Origin of the sequence: Actinomadura sp. 9N407, assembly GCF_044326315.1 — a bacterium.
Classification (GTDB): domain Bacteria; phylum Actinomycetota; class Actinomycetes; order Streptosporangiales; family Streptosporangiaceae; genus Spirillospora.
The window spans coordinates 161,850-177,838 of the sequence record NZ_JBIRAW010000011.1; the positions used below are offsets into that span (position 1 = coordinate 161,850).

At 74.9% G+C, this 15,989-nt stretch carries 14 protein-coding genes; 10 read left to right on the forward strand and 4 right to left on the reverse strand.

Features of this window, described 5'->3' with window-relative positions; translation table 11 throughout:
* Positions 1-52: 52 nt before the first annotated feature.
* Positions 53-880: a glycosyltransferase family 2 protein gene (locus ACH34Q_RS19720; protein WP_395984433.1), complete on the reverse strand. Its 828-nt coding sequence runs from the start codon at positions 878-880 to the stop codon at positions 53-55.
* Positions 881-891: 11 nt separating this feature from the next.
* A complete protein-coding gene (locus ACH34Q_RS19725) occupies positions 892-1,779 on the reverse strand; it encodes a glycosyltransferase family 2 protein (RefSeq protein ID WP_395984434.1) in 888 nt (295 codons plus the stop codon).
* A 299-nt stretch (positions 1,780-2,078) separates the two neighbouring features.
* On the opposite strand from ACH34Q_RS19725, the gene ACH34Q_RS19730 reads away from it, so the two are divergent.
* From ACH34Q_RS19730 to ACH34Q_RS19775, 10 genes are all read left to right on the forward strand, one after another.
* The gene (locus tag ACH34Q_RS19730) at positions 2,079-3,731 is read left to right on the forward strand and encodes a carbamoyltransferase (RefSeq protein WP_395984435.1); all 1,653 of its coding nucleotides are present in this window, start codon (positions 2,079-2,081) and stop codon (positions 3,729-3,731) included.
* Positions 3,728-5,293, forward strand: coding sequence for an HAD-IIIA family hydrolase (locus tag ACH34Q_RS19735; protein WP_395984436.1), 1,566 nt, complete (start codon positions 3,728-3,730; stop codon positions 5,291-5,293). The genes ACH34Q_RS19730 and ACH34Q_RS19735 overlap by 4 nt, the downstream gene beginning before the upstream one ends.
* Positions 5,290-6,288, forward strand: a complete 999-nt coding sequence (locus tag ACH34Q_RS19740; protein WP_395984437.1) for a glycosyltransferase family 9 protein — start codon at positions 5,290-5,292, stop codon at positions 6,286-6,288. Before ACH34Q_RS19735 ends, ACH34Q_RS19740 begins: the two co-directional genes overlap by 4 nt.
* Entirely contained in the window at positions 6,285-7,280 is a 996-nt protein-coding gene (locus ACH34Q_RS19745; protein WP_395984438.1) for a glycosyltransferase, read from the forward strand. Before ACH34Q_RS19740 ends, ACH34Q_RS19745 begins: the two co-directional genes overlap by 4 nt.
* Entirely contained in the window at positions 7,277-8,560 is a 1,284-nt protein-coding gene (locus ACH34Q_RS19750; RefSeq protein ID WP_395984439.1) for a glycosyltransferase, read from the forward strand. Before ACH34Q_RS19745 ends, ACH34Q_RS19750 begins: the two co-directional genes overlap by 4 nt.
* Entirely contained in the window at positions 8,557-9,189 is a 633-nt protein-coding gene (locus tag ACH34Q_RS19755; protein ID WP_395984440.1) for an SIS domain-containing protein, read from the forward strand. The genes ACH34Q_RS19750 and ACH34Q_RS19755 overlap by 4 nt, the downstream gene beginning before the upstream one ends.
* Before the next feature lie 73 nt (positions 9,190-9,262).
* On the forward strand, positions 9,263-10,750 hold the full coding sequence (locus ACH34Q_RS19760) for a PfkB family carbohydrate kinase (RefSeq protein ID WP_395984441.1): 1,488 nt from the start codon (positions 9,263-9,265) through the stop codon (positions 10,748-10,750).
* Positions 10,747-11,445, forward strand: a complete 699-nt coding sequence (locus ACH34Q_RS19765; protein ID WP_395984442.1) for an SDR family oxidoreductase — start codon at positions 10,747-10,749, stop codon at positions 11,443-11,445. The genes ACH34Q_RS19760 and ACH34Q_RS19765 overlap by 4 nt, the downstream gene beginning before the upstream one ends.
* Positions 11,436-12,503 (forward strand): glycosyltransferase family 9 protein, encoded by a 1,068-nt coding sequence (locus ACH34Q_RS19770; protein WP_395984443.1) that lies wholly within the window; start codon positions 11,436-11,438, stop codon positions 12,501-12,503. The genes ACH34Q_RS19765 and ACH34Q_RS19770 overlap by 10 nt, the downstream gene beginning before the upstream one ends.
* Positions 12,400-13,356, forward strand: a complete 957-nt coding sequence (locus ACH34Q_RS19775) for an NAD-dependent epimerase/dehydratase family protein (protein WP_395984444.1) — start codon at positions 12,400-12,402, stop codon at positions 13,354-13,356. Before ACH34Q_RS19770 ends, ACH34Q_RS19775 begins: the two co-directional genes overlap by 104 nt.
* A 35-nt stretch (positions 13,357-13,391) precedes the next feature.
* Here the strand turns inward: ACH34Q_RS19775 and ACH34Q_RS19780 are convergent, their stop codons facing one another.
* Both ACH34Q_RS19780 and ACH34Q_RS19785 read right to left on the reverse strand, forming a co-directional pair.
* On the reverse strand, positions 13,392-14,459 hold the full coding sequence (locus ACH34Q_RS19780) for an alpha/beta hydrolase (RefSeq protein WP_395984445.1): 1,068 nt from the start codon (positions 14,457-14,459) through the stop codon (positions 13,392-13,394).
* Positions 14,456-15,715: a helix-turn-helix domain-containing protein gene (locus tag ACH34Q_RS19785; protein ID WP_395984446.1), complete on the reverse strand. Its 1,260-nt coding sequence runs from the start codon at positions 15,713-15,715 to the stop codon at positions 14,456-14,458. Before ACH34Q_RS19785 ends, ACH34Q_RS19780 begins: the two co-directional genes overlap by 4 nt.
* Between the last annotated feature and the right edge of the window lie 274 nt (positions 15,716-15,989).

Below are 15,989 nucleotides of genomic sequence, written 5' to 3' on the forward strand. Positions count from 1 at the left end.
GTCGGCCCGTGGCATCAGCCCGTGGTTTCAGCTCGTGGTTTCAGCTCGTGGTTCAGTACGCGTCGAGCCCGGCTCGGGCGCGCTCGACCTCGGGCGGGACGGGGCGCCGGGCGTCGGCGACCTGCGGCCAGGCGCGGGCGGCGTCGGCCAGCCCGCCGCGGCCGTCCCGGCTGGCCAGGGAGGTCAGCGCGGCCCGTACGAACACCGGGAGCGGGCGGCGCAGCCACGCGGTCAGCAGCCGGTTGCGCGCCTCGCGCCGCCGCCTGAGACGCGAATCGGGGCGGTGCGGCGAGGGGTGATGGTGGACGACGAGCTCGGGCAGGTAGGCCAGGCCCCAGCCGGCGGCGGCCAGGTCCAGGGCGAGCAGTTCCTCCTCGCCGGCGAAGTGCAGGGTCTCGGAGAAGCCGCCGGCGGCCAGGAAGGCGTCGCGGCGGACGAGGGCCGAGCAGGCCAGGAAGCCGAGGATGGCCCGTCCCGGCAGGTCGTCGGGGCGGCCCAGCGGCGACCGGGCCATCAGCTCCGACACCGGTTCCAGGCGCTGGCGCTCCCCGACCAGGACGCGGGCCGCGACCAGTGCCGTGCGGGGATGGGCGTCCATCACCGCCACGGCGCGCTCCAGCGCTCCGGGCGCCCACCAGGAGTCGTCGTCGGCGAAGGCGACGTACCGGGTGGTCGCCATCCGCACGCCGACGTTGCGGGCGGCGGCCCCGTGGTTGCGCGGCAGCCGGACCAGCCGCGCCCCGGCCTCCTCGGCGACCTCGGCGGTGTCGTCCTCGGACGCGTTGTCGACGACGATCACCGGGGCCGTGTGGCGCGCCAGGCTGCGGCGCAGCTCCGCGGCCCGGTCGCGGGTCGCGACGACGATCGTGACATCGGGCATGGGATCCTCCGCTAGCTGACGTAGCGGCGGGCGCGCGACCGCCGCTGGGGAGCGTCCAGGGTGCGCAGGCGCGCCTCGACGTGGGGCGGCACCGGGCGGCGCTCGCGGACGAGCCAGGGGATCCCGGCGGCGGCGCCGGCGAGCGCGGCCGCGGTGTGGCGGTCGCGCGGCACCCCGTACAGCAGTCCGCCGGTACGGCGCGCGGCGCTGGGCAGCGGCCGTCTCAGCCAGGTGGTCCACAGGGTGTTGCGGATGCCGTGGCGGCGGCGCAGATGGGGATCGCGGACGCTGGACGGCTCGTGGTGAACGACGACGTCGGCGGCATAGCACAGGTGGTATCCGAGCGTCATCAGGTCCGCGCTGAGCAGCTCTTCCTCGCCGCCGAGCCACAGCCGGGGCGAGAAGCCGCCGGCCTCGCGGAACGCCTCGGCCCGCAGCATCGACGCGCCCGCCAGGAACGAGCCGAGCGCGGGTCCCGGCAGCCAGGCCGGCCCGGGTACGGGCGAGTCGCGCAGCTCCGGGACGATCGGGTCCTCGCGCCCGCCGGGCTCGACCAGGATGCGGCCGGTGACGGCGGCGAGGCGGGGATGGGCGTCCAGCAGGGCCGCGGCGCGGGCCAGGGAGCCCGGCTCCCACCAGGTGTCGTCGTCGCAGAACGCCACGTGCGGGGTGCGCACGTGGTCGACGGCCAGGTTGCGCCCGATCGCGCCGAGGTTGTCCGCCGAGCGCACCAGCGTGACCTGCGGGAAGCGCCGGGCGACGGTGTCGGCGGTGCCGTCCCGCGAGGCGTTGTCGACCACGATGACCGGTGGCCGCTCCGGCAGGGCGAGCAGCCGGGACAGGGTCCGCAGCAGCGACGCGCGCCGGTCGCGGGTGATGACGACGACCGTGCAGGGCATGATCGCGCCCTACCCGGAGCGGGCCGGGTCATGTCCGCAGGTCGGACGGACCGTGACTCCTGTTGCGCCTGTGATTTTCATCACAGGACTTCTCCCGGCGCTTCTGTTTGTACCGCTTCTCCTCGGTGACACCCACCAGAGAATGACCTATAGGTGATTCGAAGCGCGGTCAGCGAATTCGCACCTATATGACAACACGCCGATACGAGCCGATGCCCCTGCCATGGGCATTCGCCGTCATGCCCGGGTGCGCCTGATTTCGCAATTCCCGAGCCGACCCGCCGAATCGGAGTCACCACATGCGCATTCTCGGAATCAACGCGATCTTCCACGATCCGGCCGCCGCACTGGTGGTGGACGGGGCGGTCGTCGCCGCCGCGGAGGAGGAGCGGTTCAGCCGCCGCAAGCACGGAAAGCGCCCGGTCCCGTTCTCGGCCTGGGAACTGCCCGAGCACGCGGCGCGCTGGTGCCTGGAGGAGGCCGGGCTGGAGCCCGGCGACCTGGACGCGGTGGCCTACTCCTACGACCCCGGGCTGGCCGAGCCCGGCCTGGCAGGTCACGACGGGCACTGGGAGGACCTGCGCACCCGGTACGCGCAGCGCGCCCCGTACTTCCTCGCCACCGCCCTCCCCGGCCTGGACCCCGGCATCGTCCGGCACGTACCGCACCACCTGGCGCACGCCGCGTCGGCCGCGCTGGCCGCACCCGACCCCGGCAGGGGCGACGTCCTCGTCCTGGACGGGCGGGGCGAGGCGCACTCGCATCTGGCCGGCACCTACGAGGGCGGCGCGTTCACGACGTTCGCCTCGCAGCGGCTGCCGCACTCGCTCGGGCTGATGTACGAGGAGCTGACCGAGCACCTGGGGTTCCTGCGCTCCAGCGACGAGTACAAGGTCATGGCGCTCGCCTCGTACGGGGAGCCGCGCTTCCTGGACGAGCTGCGCGAGCACGTGCGCACGACCGGCGACGGCGGCTTCGCGATCGGGCCCATCGACTGGGGGGCGCTGGCCAAGGCCCGGTCCGGCGAGGACCGCTGGACCGACGACCACGCCGACCTCGCCGCCAGCGTGCAGGCGCGCCTCGAGGAGGTGCTGCTGGAGCTGGCGGCCTGGACGCACGGCCGCAGCGGCGCCACGAGGCTGACCCTGGCCGGCGGGGTGGCGCTCAACTGCGTGGCCAACTCCCGGCTGGCCGACGCGGGACCGTACCGGGAGATCTGGGTCCAGCCCGCCGCCGGCGACGCGGGCACCGCCCTGGGCGCCGCGCTGCAGCTGGCCTGGGACGCCGGTGAGCCGATCGCGCCGATGCCCGGCGCCGCCCTGGGCCGCGAGTGGACCGACGAGGAGCTCGCCGCCCGGCTCGACACCGCGCACGTCCCGTACGAGCGGCCCGCCGACCTGGCCGGCACCGTGGCCGTCGCGCTGGCCCGCGACGAGATCGTCGCCTGGTTCCAGGGCCGCAGCGAGTTCGGGCCGCGGGCGCTCGGGCACCGCTCGCTGCTCGCCCATCCCGGCAACGCCGGCAACGTGGACCGGCTGAACGCGGTCAAGGGCCGCGAGCAGTTCCGGCCGATCGCGCCGATGGTCGCGCTGCGGCACGCCGCCGAGATCTTCGAGGGCCCGCTGCCCAGCCCGTACATGCTGTTCGTGCACCGGGTGCGCCCCGAATGGCGGGACCGCATCCCGGCCGTCGTGCACGTGGACGGCACCGCCCGGATCCAGACCGTGGGACCCGGCGACAACCCGCTGGTGTCGGATCTGCTGGAGGCGTTCCACGCGCGGACCGGGCTGCCGGTCGTGGTCAACACCAGCCTCAACACGGCCGGCCGGCCGATGGTCGACGACCCGCGCGACGCGCTGGAGTGCTTCGGCTCGGCCCCGGTGGACCTGCTGGCCATCGGCCCGTACGTGGTCCGCCGCTCTGCCGTGTACGCGTCCGGAGCCCGCGCATGAGCATGGGTTCGTACACCATCGTGGTGCCGACGATCGGCCGGCCGAGCCTGCGGACGCTGCTGCGCACGCTGCTCAACTCGCTCGCCGCCGCCGGGACGGACGGCCCGGCCGCGATCGTCGTCGTCGACGACCGGCCGGCGGCCGGGGCACCGCTCCCGCTGCCGCCCGAGGTGAACGACCTGGACGGCCGGGTCACGGTGGTGCGCTCCGGCGGGCGCGGGCCCGCCGCCGCGCGCAACACCGGGTGGCGGGCGGCCACGACCGACTGGGTCGTGTTCCTCGACGACGACGTCGTCGTCTCGCCCGGCTGGGCGGCCGAGCTGGCCGCCGACCTCGCGGCGGCGCCGGCCGGCACCGGCGGGAGCCAGGGCCGGGTGACGGTACCGCTGCCCGCCGACCGCCGCCCGACCGACTGGGAACGCAACACCGCCGGCCTGGAGGGCGCGTCCTGGATCACCGCGGACATGGCCTACCGCCGCGCCGTGCTCGCCGAATGCGGGGGCTTCGACGAGCGCTTCGGCCGCGCCTACCGCGAGGACGCCGACCTCGCGCTGCGGGCCATGGACGCGGGGCACCGCCTCGTACGCGGCACCCGGCGGGTCACCCATCCGGTCCGGTCCGCCGGTTTCTGGGCCTCGGTACGGGCCCAGGCCGGCAACGCCGACGACGTCCTCATGGGGCGCATGCACGGACGTGACTGGCGGGCGCGCGCGGGCGAGGGACGCGGCCGCTTCCGCCGCCATCTGCTGACGACGGGCTCCGGAGCTCTCGCGTTGGCCGCTCTGGCCGTACGAACGCGTACCCATTCTTCGGCCGGTTCTTCGGCCAGGTCTCCGGCCGCCACCTGGACGGCCATCGCGGCCGGCGCCGTGTGGGCGGGCCTGACCGCCGAGTTCGCCGCCGCTCGCATCCGGCCGGGGCCGCGCAGGCCCGGCGAGGTCACGCGAATGCTCGTGACGAGCGTCGCCATCCCGCCCGCCGCCGTCCGCCATCGCGTGCGCGGGCTGGCCAGGCACCGCAAGGCCAAGCCCTGGCCTCGGCGGCGCGTCGTGCTGTTCGACCGCGACGACACGCTCATCCACGACGTGCCGTACAACGGCGACCCCGCGTCCGTCGAGCCGATGCCGGGTGCCGTGGACGCGCTCGAACGGCTGCGCCGCCACGGCGTGCGGATCGGCGTCGTGTCCAACCAGTCGGGCGTGGGCAAGGGCCTCATCACCGCGCGCGACGTGCTGCGCGTCAACGCGCGGGTCGAGGAACTGCTCGGCCGCATCGACGTGTGGGAGATCTGCCCGCACGACCACGCCGACGGGTGCGCCTGCCGCAAGCCCCGTCCCGGGATGGTGGAGCGCGCCGCCGAACGGCTCGGCGCGCGCCCGTCCGACTGCGTGGTCATCGGCGACATCGGCCGCGACGTCGAGGCCGCGGCGGCGGCCGGTGCGCGCGGCATCCTCGTCCCGACCTCGCGGACCCGGCTGGAGGAGATCGCCCGCGCCCGCGAGGTGGCGCCCGACCTCGACACCGCCGTCGACCTCGTCCTCGGTGAGGAGCGCAGCCGATGAGGGTACTGCTCGCACGACTCGACAACCTGGGCGACGTGCTGCTGGCCGGTCCGGCGATCCGGGCCGTGGCCGAGCGCGCGGACGAGGTCGTGATGCTGTGCGGGCCGCGCGGGCGTTCGGCCGCCGATCTGCTGCCCGGCGTGGACCGGATCGTCGAATGGTGCGCGCCGTGGATCGATCCCGAGCCCGGCCCGGTGGACGCCGGCGCGCTCGGCGAGCTGGTCGCGACCGTACGGGACGGCCGCTTCGACCGGGCGCTGATCTTCACCTCGTTCCACCAGTCGCCGCTGCCGCTGGCACTGCAGTTCCGGCTGGCAGGCGTGCCGTGGATCGGCGGGATCAGCGAGGACTACCCCGGGTCGCTGCTGGACCTGCGGCACCGCCCCGACACCGACATCCCCGAGACCGAGCGCATGCTGGCGCTCGCGGCCGACGCCGGATTCCCCGCGCCCGCCGACACGCGGCTGCGCGTCCGCGACGGGCTGCCCGAGGCCTGGCCGTTCACCGGCGGCCCCGGCCATGTCGTCGTGCATCCCGGCACCTCCGTACCGGCGCGGGCCTGGCCGCCGGAGCGCTGCGCCGAGGCGGTACGGCTGCTGCACGCCGCCGGGCACCGCGTCGTCGTCACCGGGCACCGCGACGAGAAGGAGCTCACCGCGTACGTGGCGGGCGACGTCGGGCTCGACCTGGGCGGCCGGACGTCGCTGGCCGAGCTGGCCGGGGTCCTGTCCGAGGCCCGCGCCGTCGTCGCCGGCAACACCGGGCCCGCCCATCTGGCCGCCGCCGTGGGCACCCCGGTCGTGTCGCTGTTCGCGCCGACCGTACCGGCCGCGCGCTGGGCACCGTACGGCGTCCGGACGGTCCTGCTCGGCGACCAGGACGCCCCCTGCAAGGACTCCCGGGCCCGCGAATGCCCCGTCCCCGGACACCCCTGCCTCTCCTCGGTGAGCGCGTCGCGGGCCGTCGAGGCCGTCGAGGAGTTGATCAGCGAATGAGGGTCCTGCTCTGGCATGTGCACGGCTCGTGGGCCACGTCGTTCGTCCACGGACCGCAGACCACGCTCGTCCCGGCCACCCCGGACCGGGGACCGGACGGCAAGGGCCGCCCGGACACCTTCGACTGGCCGGACCGGGCGATCGAGGTCCCGCACGACCGGCTGCGCGACGAGCACGTGGACGCGGTCGTCCTGCAGCGGCCGCACGAGATCGAGCTGTGCGAACGGTGGCTCGGCCGCCGCCCCGGCCGCGACCTGCCCGCCGTGTACGTCGAGCACGACACCCCGCGCCGTACCCCGGCGGACGTGAGCCTGCCCGAGGAGGTCGTGCCCGACAGCCGGCACTTCCTCTACAACCGCTCCGACATCCCCGTCGTGCACGTCACGAACTTCAACCGGCTGTTCTGGAACTGCGGCCGGGCCCCGACCACGGTGATCGAGCACGGCGTCGTCGACCCCGGGCACCGGTTCGCGGGCGACCATCCGCGCGCCGCCGTCGTCATCAACGATCCGCTGCGAAGGGGCCGGGTCGCCGGTACCGACCTGCTCCCTGAGCTCGCCGCCGCCGTACCGCTCGACCTGTTCGGCATGAACGTCCTGGACGTCCCGCGCCGGCTCGGTGTCGCGCCCGAACGGCTGTGGACGTACGAGGACCTCCCGCAGGCGCGGATGCACGACGAGCTGGCCCGCCGCCGCGTCTACGTCCACCCCTACCGCTGGACCTCGCTCGGCCTCGCGCTGATCGAGGCGATGATGCTCGGCCTGCCGGTGGTCGCCCTGGCCACCACGGAGGCCGTCGAAGCCGTCCCGCCCGAGGCCGGGGTGCTGTCGACCAGGGTCGGCACCCTGGCCGAGGCGGCGCGCTCCCTCGCCGGGGACGGACCGCGTGCACGCCAGATGGGAAAGGAGGCCCGCGCCCATGCCATGGACCGGTACGGGCTCCCGCGTTTCCTGCGGGACTGGCGGCACATCCTCACGGAGGTGACCCGATGAAGATAGCCATGGTCTCCGAGCACGCGAGCCCGCTCGCCACCCGGGCGGGGCTCGGCGGTGCGGACGGGGGCGGGCAGAACGTGTTCGTGGCCGATCTCGCGACCGAGCTGGGCCGCCAGGGCCACCACGTCACCGTCTACACCAGGCGCGACTCGGCCGGCCTGCCGGAGCGGCTGCGGCTGGCCCCGGGCGTGACGGTCGAGCACGTCCCCGCCGGCCCGGCCGAGGCCGTGCCCAAGGACGAGCTGCTGCCGCTGATGCCGGACTTCGGGCGCTACCTGGAGGACCGCTGGGCGGCCGAGGCACCGGACGTCGTGCACGCGCACTTCTGGATGAGCGGGCTCGCCTCGCTGCAGGCCTCGGAGTCACTGCAGAGGTCCGGCTCCGCCTCGTTGCCAGGGCCCGTCCCGGTCGTGCAGACGTACCACGCGCTGGGCACGGTCAAGCGGCGCTACCAGGGCGGCAAGGACACCAGCCCGGGGGCGCGGATCCGGCTGGAGTCGGCGATCGGCCGTACCGCCGACGCCGTCATCGCCACCTGCGCCGACGAGACCAGGGAACTGCTGCGGATGGGCGTGCCCCGGGAACGGATCGGGGTCGTGCCCTGCGGCGTCGACCTGGACCGGTTCCGGCCCGGCCGTCCCGCCGCCCCCGCCGACGCCGCGGCACCGCCCGGGTTCGGCGGCACCGCCCGTCCGGGCGGCGCGCCGGCCCGGCTGGTGGTGCTGTCCCGGCTGGTCGAGCGCAAGGGCGTGGACACCGCGATCGAGGCGCTGGCGCAGATCCCGGGCGCCGAGCTGCTGGTCGCGGGCGGCCCGCCGCGCGCGGACCTGGACGCCGACCCCGAGGTCGGCCGGCTCCGGGAGGTCGCGCGCAAGGCCGGTGTCGGCGGCCGGGTCGAGTTCCTCGGCCGCGTCGGCCGCGAGGAGGTCCCTGCCCTGCTGGGCTCGGCCGACCTGGTCGTGACGCTGCCCTGGTACGAGCCGTTCGGCATGGTGCCGCTGGAGGCCATGGCCTGCGGCGTCCCGGTGGTCGCCACCGGCGTCGGCGGGCACCTGGACAGCATCGTCGACGGCGTCACCGGCGTGCTGGTCGCGCCCCGGCGGCCGGTGGAGACCGCACGCCGGATCCGGGACCTGCTGGCCGACCCGACCCGCCGCGCGGCGATGGGCTTCGCCGGTTCCGACCGGGCCCGTTCCCGCTACTCCTGGACGCGGATCGCGCGCGAGACGCTCACCGTCTACGAGCGGGCCGCCGCACTCAGCGAGGTGACGGTATGACCACCACGGGCACCACCACCAGCACCGGCACCCGCACCACGGGCGCGCCGGTCACCGGGGGCACCGCCCGCGACGACCGGCTGGAGGCGCTCGCCGACGCGGCGCTGCGGTTCCGCGCCTGGACGCCGACCCTCACCGCGTGGGGCCGCCGCCTCGCCCGCGTGCTCGACGGCGGGGGCCGGCTGCTCGCCTGCGGCAACGGCGGCAGCGCCGCCGAGGCCCAGCATCTGACCGCCGAGCTGGTCGGGCGCTTCGAGGACGAGCGGCGCCCGCTGGCCGCGATCCCGCTGCACGGCGACACCTCCGCGATCACCGCGATCGGCAACGACTACGGCCCGGTCAACATGTTCGCCCGCCAGGTCCAGGCGCACGGCCGGCCCGGCGACGTGCTGATCTGCCTGTCCACCAGCGGCCGCAGCCCGAACGTGATCGCCGCGGCGCGGGTGGCCCGGCGGCTCGGCCTGACCACCTGGGCGATCACCGGGCCCGATCCCAGCCCGCTCGCCGAGGCCTGCCACGACGCCGTGACGGTGGAGGCCGGCTGCACCGCCACCGTCCAGGAGATCCACCTCGCCGCCGTCCACCTGCTCTGCGGAGTGGTGGACGAGACGCTTAAGGCCGCATCATGACCGAGCGAAGCGAGGGCATGATGCGTGCTTTCAGCGGGGGGTGTGGGGGGTCGTCCCCCCACAAGGAGGCAGCGTGAACGGGCCGCTGGTGGTGGTGGGGGACGTCCTGCTCGACATCGACATCGTGGGCGCCGCGTCCCGGCTCTGCCCGGACGCGCCGGTCCCGGTCATCGACCAGGCCGACGAGCGGCCCCGGCCCGGCGGCGCGGGACTGGCCGCGCTGCTGGCCGCCGCCGAGGGCCGCGAGGTCGTGCTGGTCACCGCGCTCGCCGACGACGAGCCCGGCCACCGGCTGCGGGGCCTGCTGGAACCGCACCTGGAGGTGGCCGCGTTCCACCTGCACGGCGGGACCCCGTGCAAGCTGCGGATCCAGGCCGAGGGCCAGGCGGTCGCGCGGCTGGACGTCGGCGAGGGCCGGGCCGTGGACGGGCCGGTCGGCCCCCGGGTCACCGAGGCCTTAGCCCAGGCCGGGGCCGTCCTGGTCTCCGACTACGGCCGCGGGGTGACCGGGCACGCGGCGATCCGTACCCTGCTGGAACGGCTCGCGACCGAGATCCCCGTGGTGTGGGACCCGCATCCGCGCGGCCGCCCCCCGGTACGCGGCACCCGGCTGATGACCCCCAACGAGGACGAGGCCGCCCGGCTCGCCGCCGCCGACGGCGCCGAGATCGGCGGCTCCGGACTGGCCTCGGCCACCCGCCGCGCCCGGCATCTGGCCGGCGCCTGGGGGCTGGAGGCCGTCGCGGTCACGCTCGGCTCCGACGGGGCCCTGCTGTGCGGCGGTACGGGCGCGCCCTTCCTGGCCCCCGCCGACCCCGCCGCCTCGCACGGCACCAGCGACGCCTGCGGCGCGGGCGACAGCTTCGCGGCCCGCGCCACCGAGGTGCTGGCCGACGGCGGCGGGCTCGCCGAGGCGGTCGGCGCGGGCGTGCGCCGGGCGACCGAGTTCGTCGGCTCCGGCGCCGCCTCCGCGGTCGCCGCCGGGCTGGCCGACACCGGTTCGCCCGCCGTCCGGCCCTCCCGCGACGAGACCGACGCCTGGGACGTCGTGGAACGCACCCGGCGCGCCGGCGGAACGGTCGTGGCGACCGGCGGCTGCTTCGACCTGCTGCACGCGGGCCACGTGAACCTGCTCCAGCAGGCCCGCCGGCTCGGCGACTGCCTCATCGTCTGCGTCAACTCCGACGCCTCCGTACGGCGCCGCAAGGGCCCCGGCCGTCCCGTGGCCCCGGCCTGCGACCGGGTCCGGGTGCTGCGCGCGCTCACCGACGTGGACGCCACCATCGTCTTCGACGACGACACCCCCGAACCCCTCCTGGAACGGCTCCGCCCCGACATCTGGGTGAAGGGCGCCGACTACACCGGCGTCGCGATGCCCGAGGCGGACACGGTACGCGCCGGCGGGGGCGAGATCGTGCTGCTGCCGTTCCTGGAGGGACGGTCGACCACCCGCATGCTGACGACCACCCTGCACTCCACCACTGCGGAACCCACCACAGCGGAGTCCACCACAGGGTCATCCACCACGGAGTCATCCACCACGGAGGGAATCGGATCATGAACGTCCTCATCACCGGCGGGGCCTCCGGGCTCGGCGCGGCCGTCGCCCGGCGGATCGCCGCCGACGGCGGGACGCCGCTGGTCATCGACCGCCATCCGCCCAAGACCGAGGACGGCGAGCCGGACGGCGAAACGCGGCACATGCTCGCCGACCTGGCCGACCGGCACTGCGCCGAGCGCGCCGTGCACAGCCTGGCCCGCGAGGCGGGCGGACTGGACGCGGTGGTGACCGCCGCCGGCATCGACTCGTGCGGCAAGCTGGGCGACGTCCCGGCCGAGGACTGGGAACGAGTCGTCCAGGTCAACCTGCTCGGTACGGCCGCCGTCGTCCGCGCCGCGCTGCCGTACCTGGAGCACGCGCCGAACGGCCGCGTCGTCACCTGCGCCTCCACGCTGGGGCTGAGGGCGCTGAGCGACGCCACCGCGTACTGCGCGTCCAAGTTCGGCGTCGTGGGCTTCACCCGCGCGCTGGCCACCGAACTGGCGGGCCGGATCGGCGTCACGATGCTGGTGCCGGGCGGCATGGACACCGCGTTCTTCGACGGCCGCGACGAGCAGTACAAGCCGGGTCCCGACGCGAGCCTCAACCGGCCGGAGGACGTGGCGGCCTCGGTGGCGTTCGCGCTGTCGCAGCCGCCCGGCTGCGAGGTGCGCGAGCTGGTGGTCTGCCCGGCGACGGAGCCGTCGTGGCCGTGAGGGCGGCCCGGCCCCCGCGGGCGCTGGTGCTGCGGGCGCTGGGCCTGGGCGACCTGCTGACCGCCGTGCCCGCGCTGCGGGCGCTGCGGCGCGGGCTGCCGGGGTGGCGGATCACCCTGGCGGCGCCGCGCAGGGTGGCGCCGCTGGCGCTGCTCAGCGGGGGCGTGGACGATGTGTTCCCGGCGACCGGGCTGGCGCCGCTGCCGCCGCCGGACGGCCCGATCGAGCTGGCCGTCAACCTGCACGGCTGCGGTCCCGAGAGCCACCGGCTGCTGGACTCGCTGCGCCCGGAACGGATGATCGCGTTCGCCCACCGGGACTTCGCGGGCCTGGACGGGCCCGCCTGGAACCCGGACGAGCACGAGGTCGCGCGGTGGTGCCGGCTGCTGTCGGCGCACGGCTTCGACGCCGATCCCGCCGATCTGGACCTGGCCAGGCCCGCGCTCGCGTCCCCGGCCCCGGGCACGGTGGTGATCCACCCGGGGGCCGGGCAGCCGTCGCGGTGCTGGCCCGCCGAACGGTACGGGGCCGTCGCCGCCGCGCTGAAGGCGCGCGGCGAGCGGGTCGTGGTGACCGGCGGGCCCGCCGAGGCCGCCACGGTACGCCGGGTGGCGCTGCTGGGCGGGCTCGGGCCCTGCGGCGACCTGTCCGGCCGGACCGGCGCGCTGGAGCTGGCCGCCCTGGTCGCGCGGGCGAAGCTGGTGATCTGCGGCGACACCGGAACGGCCCATCTGGCCACCGCGTACCGGACCCCGTCGGTCCTGCTGTTCGGCCCGACGCCGCCGGAACTGTGGGGCCCGCCGCCCGAACGCACCCAGCACCTGGTCCTGTGGACCGGCCGCCGCGGCGATCCGCTCGCCGGCGAGCCCGATCCGGGACTGCTGGAGATCTCCGCCGACCGCGTCGCCGAGGCGGCGGCACGGTCGCTGGAGCGCCTAGAAGGAGGAATGCACGATGAGACGACAGCGCGCGGTCGTGACCGGAGGCGCGGGCTTCCTCGGCTCGCACCTGTGCGAGGCACTGCTGGCCCGCGGCATCTCGGTGGTCTGCCTCGATAACCTGCTGACGGGCTCGGCCCGGACCATCGCGCACCTGATGCACCGCGGGGACTTCACGTTCCTGCAGCGCGACCTCACCCGCCCGGTGCTGATCGACGGCCCGGTCGGCTACGTCTTCCATCTCGCCTCGGCCGCCTCGCCGGCCGACTACCTGCGCTGGCCGATCCAGACGCTGGAGGTCGGCAGCCAGGGGACCCGGAACGCACTGGAGCTGGCCAGGCGCAAGGACGCGCGGTTCCTGCTGACCTCCACGTCCGAGGTGTACGGCGACCCGCTGGAGCACCCGCAGCGCGAGACGTACTGGGGCAACGTCAACCCGGTCGGGCCGCGCAGCGTGTACGACGAGGCCAAGCGGTTCGGTGAGGCGCTGACCTCGGCGTTCCGGCACTCCCGCGGGCTCGACACCGCGATCGTGCGGATCTTCAACACCTACGGCCCGCGGATGCGGCCCGACGACGGGCGCGCGATTCCCACGTTCCTGCGGCAGGCGCTGCGCGGCGAGCCGCTCACCGTCACCGGCGACGGCTCGCAGACCCGCTCGATCTGCCATGTCGACGACACGATCCGGGGCATCGTCGACATGGCGATGTCCGGGGAGCACGGCCCGATGAACATCGGCAGCCCGTACGAGACGTCGATGCTCGACCTGGCCCGGCTGATCATCGAGCTGACCGGATCGCGGTCGCCGATTCTCTTCATCGACCGGCCCGTCGACGATCCGGCCGTACGGCGTCCCGACACGACGCTGGCGTACGAGCGGCTCGGCTGGAGCCCGCAAGTGACGGTCGACCAGGGCCTGCGCGGCACGATCGAGTGGTTCACCCGTGAGCTGGCGCTGACCCGTTCCGCCTGACCGGCGGGCCGTGGGCCCGGCCCGCCGGTCAGGGCTCAGAGCCTGCGGGCTCCGATCGAGGCCATCAGGTCGGGCCAGACCCGCGTGGCGACCGGGATCCACGCCGGCCAGTCGTGCTGGCCGTCGCCGTAGAGATGCGCGGTGTAGGGGATGCCGAGGTCGTCCATCCGGTCGCGGAACGCCACGTTCGTGTCGCCCACCGCCTTCTCGCTGAACAGGCCGACCGCCCACGGCGGCTGGTCCGGGTCGTCACCCGGGCCGGGCCTCCCGGTGGTGCCCGCAGAGAAGAAGATCTTCGTCCCGCGCAGCCGGGGGGCCAGCTCGTACGGGTCGTGCGCCCGCCAGTTGGCCGCGTTCAGGAAGACGAGGCCGTAGATGGCGAACGGGTCCTGGCCGTTCAGCGCGTTGGTCGCCATGATCAGTGACGGCATGCCGGGCGCGCGCAGCCAGAGCACCCCGCTGAGCGAGGCCACGTGCGTGAACATCCCCGGGAAGCGGGCGGCGTAGGCGATCGCGCCGTTGCCCCCGGCCGAGTCCCCGATCGCCGCCCGCGTGGTGCTCGCGTGGTAGTTGCGCTCGATCAGCTGGACGACCTCCTGGGTATGGAAGGTCTCCCACTTGGGCGTGCCGCCGAACCCGTAGTTGTACCAGTCGGTGTACGCGCCGTCCGCCGCCTCGGGCATGACCACGATGGCGTTGTACGCGGCGGCCCAGCCCTCGATGTCGGTGTTCCTGGGCCAGGAGGTGTAGTCGTCCTGGCCGCCGTGGTAGGCGTACAGCACCGGCCACTTCGCGGTGGATCCGGCCTGCCAGTCCCTGGGCAGCAGGATCCGGGTCTTGACCGCCTTGCCGAGCGATGGGGAGTCGATCGTGATGTCGACCTCGTTCGGCCCGAGCCTGGTCTCGGCGGTGATCCGGGCCCCGGTGTCGGCGGCCCGGAACGGCGCGGCCCGTCCCGCCTGGGCGGTTCCCGGCAGGGCGATCCCCGTACCCGCCAATGCCGCAAGGGCCAGCAGCAGCCCGCCGCGGTCCCGGGCCCGTGATCGGGTCCGCGATCGAGGCCGGGATCGGCGGGAAGCGGGGGCGTCGTCGGGACGTGTCATGTCCTACCTCGTTCCAGTGCGGGCGACTCGGGATGGGAGGGCGGCGGGCCGTCCTGCTGGATCAGGTCGAACTCCACCGCAGCGTGCAGGACCAGCAGCAGTTCGGTGCGGTAGCCGGGATCGTTCATGCCGTCCCCCAGCAGGCGCCGGAGCCGGCGGATCCGGTAGCGGACGGTCTGGTCGTGCACCATCAGCCGTTCCGCCGCGTCCACGGCGTTGTCGTGGCATTTCATGTACTCCAGCAGCGTGCGCGCGAAGAGCACCCGCCGGTGCCGGGGCAGCTCCTCCAGGGGACGCAGCCGCTCGGCCACCGCGAGGGCGAGCAGTTCCCGGCTCATCGAGGTGACCACGGCGGGCAGGTTGTCCAGGCAGCGCGTCACTCGGCCGACCGCCGCCTGGTCGTCATCGGACAGGGCCAGCGTCCGCCTGGCCCAGCGCAGCGACAGCGCGCCCGCGTTCGGTGGCACGGTCGGCCCGATCGCGGCCCGGCAGTCGCCGAGCAGGGACGCCAGCAGGGCCTCCTGCCGGGGGCCGTCCGGGTCGGGGATCACCAGGTACGGGTCCGCGCAGTGCCAGTCGGCCAGGATCGAGGGCGGCAGCACCGGCACCGGGCGGCCGGCGGGCGGCCGGACCGCGACGAGGGCGAGGGTGCGCGGGATCTCCCAGCCGGCCGGGCGGGCCAGCTCGGCGATCGCCTCGGCGCTGGCCGGCGGCTGGGCGATCAGCAGGTCGCGCAGCCGCCAGCGCAGCCGCTCGCGCTCGGTGGCCAGCCGCTGGGTGGCCTCGGCATAGCCCTGGGAGGCCGCGCCCGCGACCCGTTCCAGGAACATGAACAGCGCCTCGGTGATCTGCCCGAGCGTCTCCAGGGACCAGTCCAGCCGCCGGGTCTCGTCGATGAACCGGCGGCAGGCGACCTGGCCGACCACCCGGATCGCGCTCTGCAGCCCGTTCAGGCTGCGGCCCTGGCGCGCCTCGTACGCCCCGACCTCGGCGTACAGCCCGGTCAGCGACCGCCAGTCCACCTGGCCGCCGGCCAGCACCTCGACGAACTGCGCCGAGGTGCGGGTGACGGCGCGGCACATGGCCTGGTCGAAGCGGCTGCCCGGCGGCGAGGCGAACTCGGGGACCAGCCGCTGGATCTCCAGCACCATCTCCTCGGCCGCCGCCTCGATGTACGGGCGGAGCGGCTCGGTCTCGCAGGGAGCCAGCACCTGCTGGGGCGGGACCGTAGCCACGGGGAACGTTCCGTCGGTCACCAGGACCTCCAGTAGCGGGGGGACCCGAGCGTGTGGCCGGAGCTCGGGGCGCTCCAATATCACCCGTTGTCACGATCGGCGAAAGTCAGCTGCCCGAAGTCCGGGCAAGTGCGACTTATCAGTTGATTGAGTGTGATCGACCCGTTACTTGAGCAAGCGGGCAAAACTACCTATTGCGTTCCACCCGATGTGTGGTCAAACTGCTCACACGCTCCGCCCCCCGCCTTACCTGCCGTGTGCGCTCCGTACATGGCGGGACAGGCATGTCCGGACA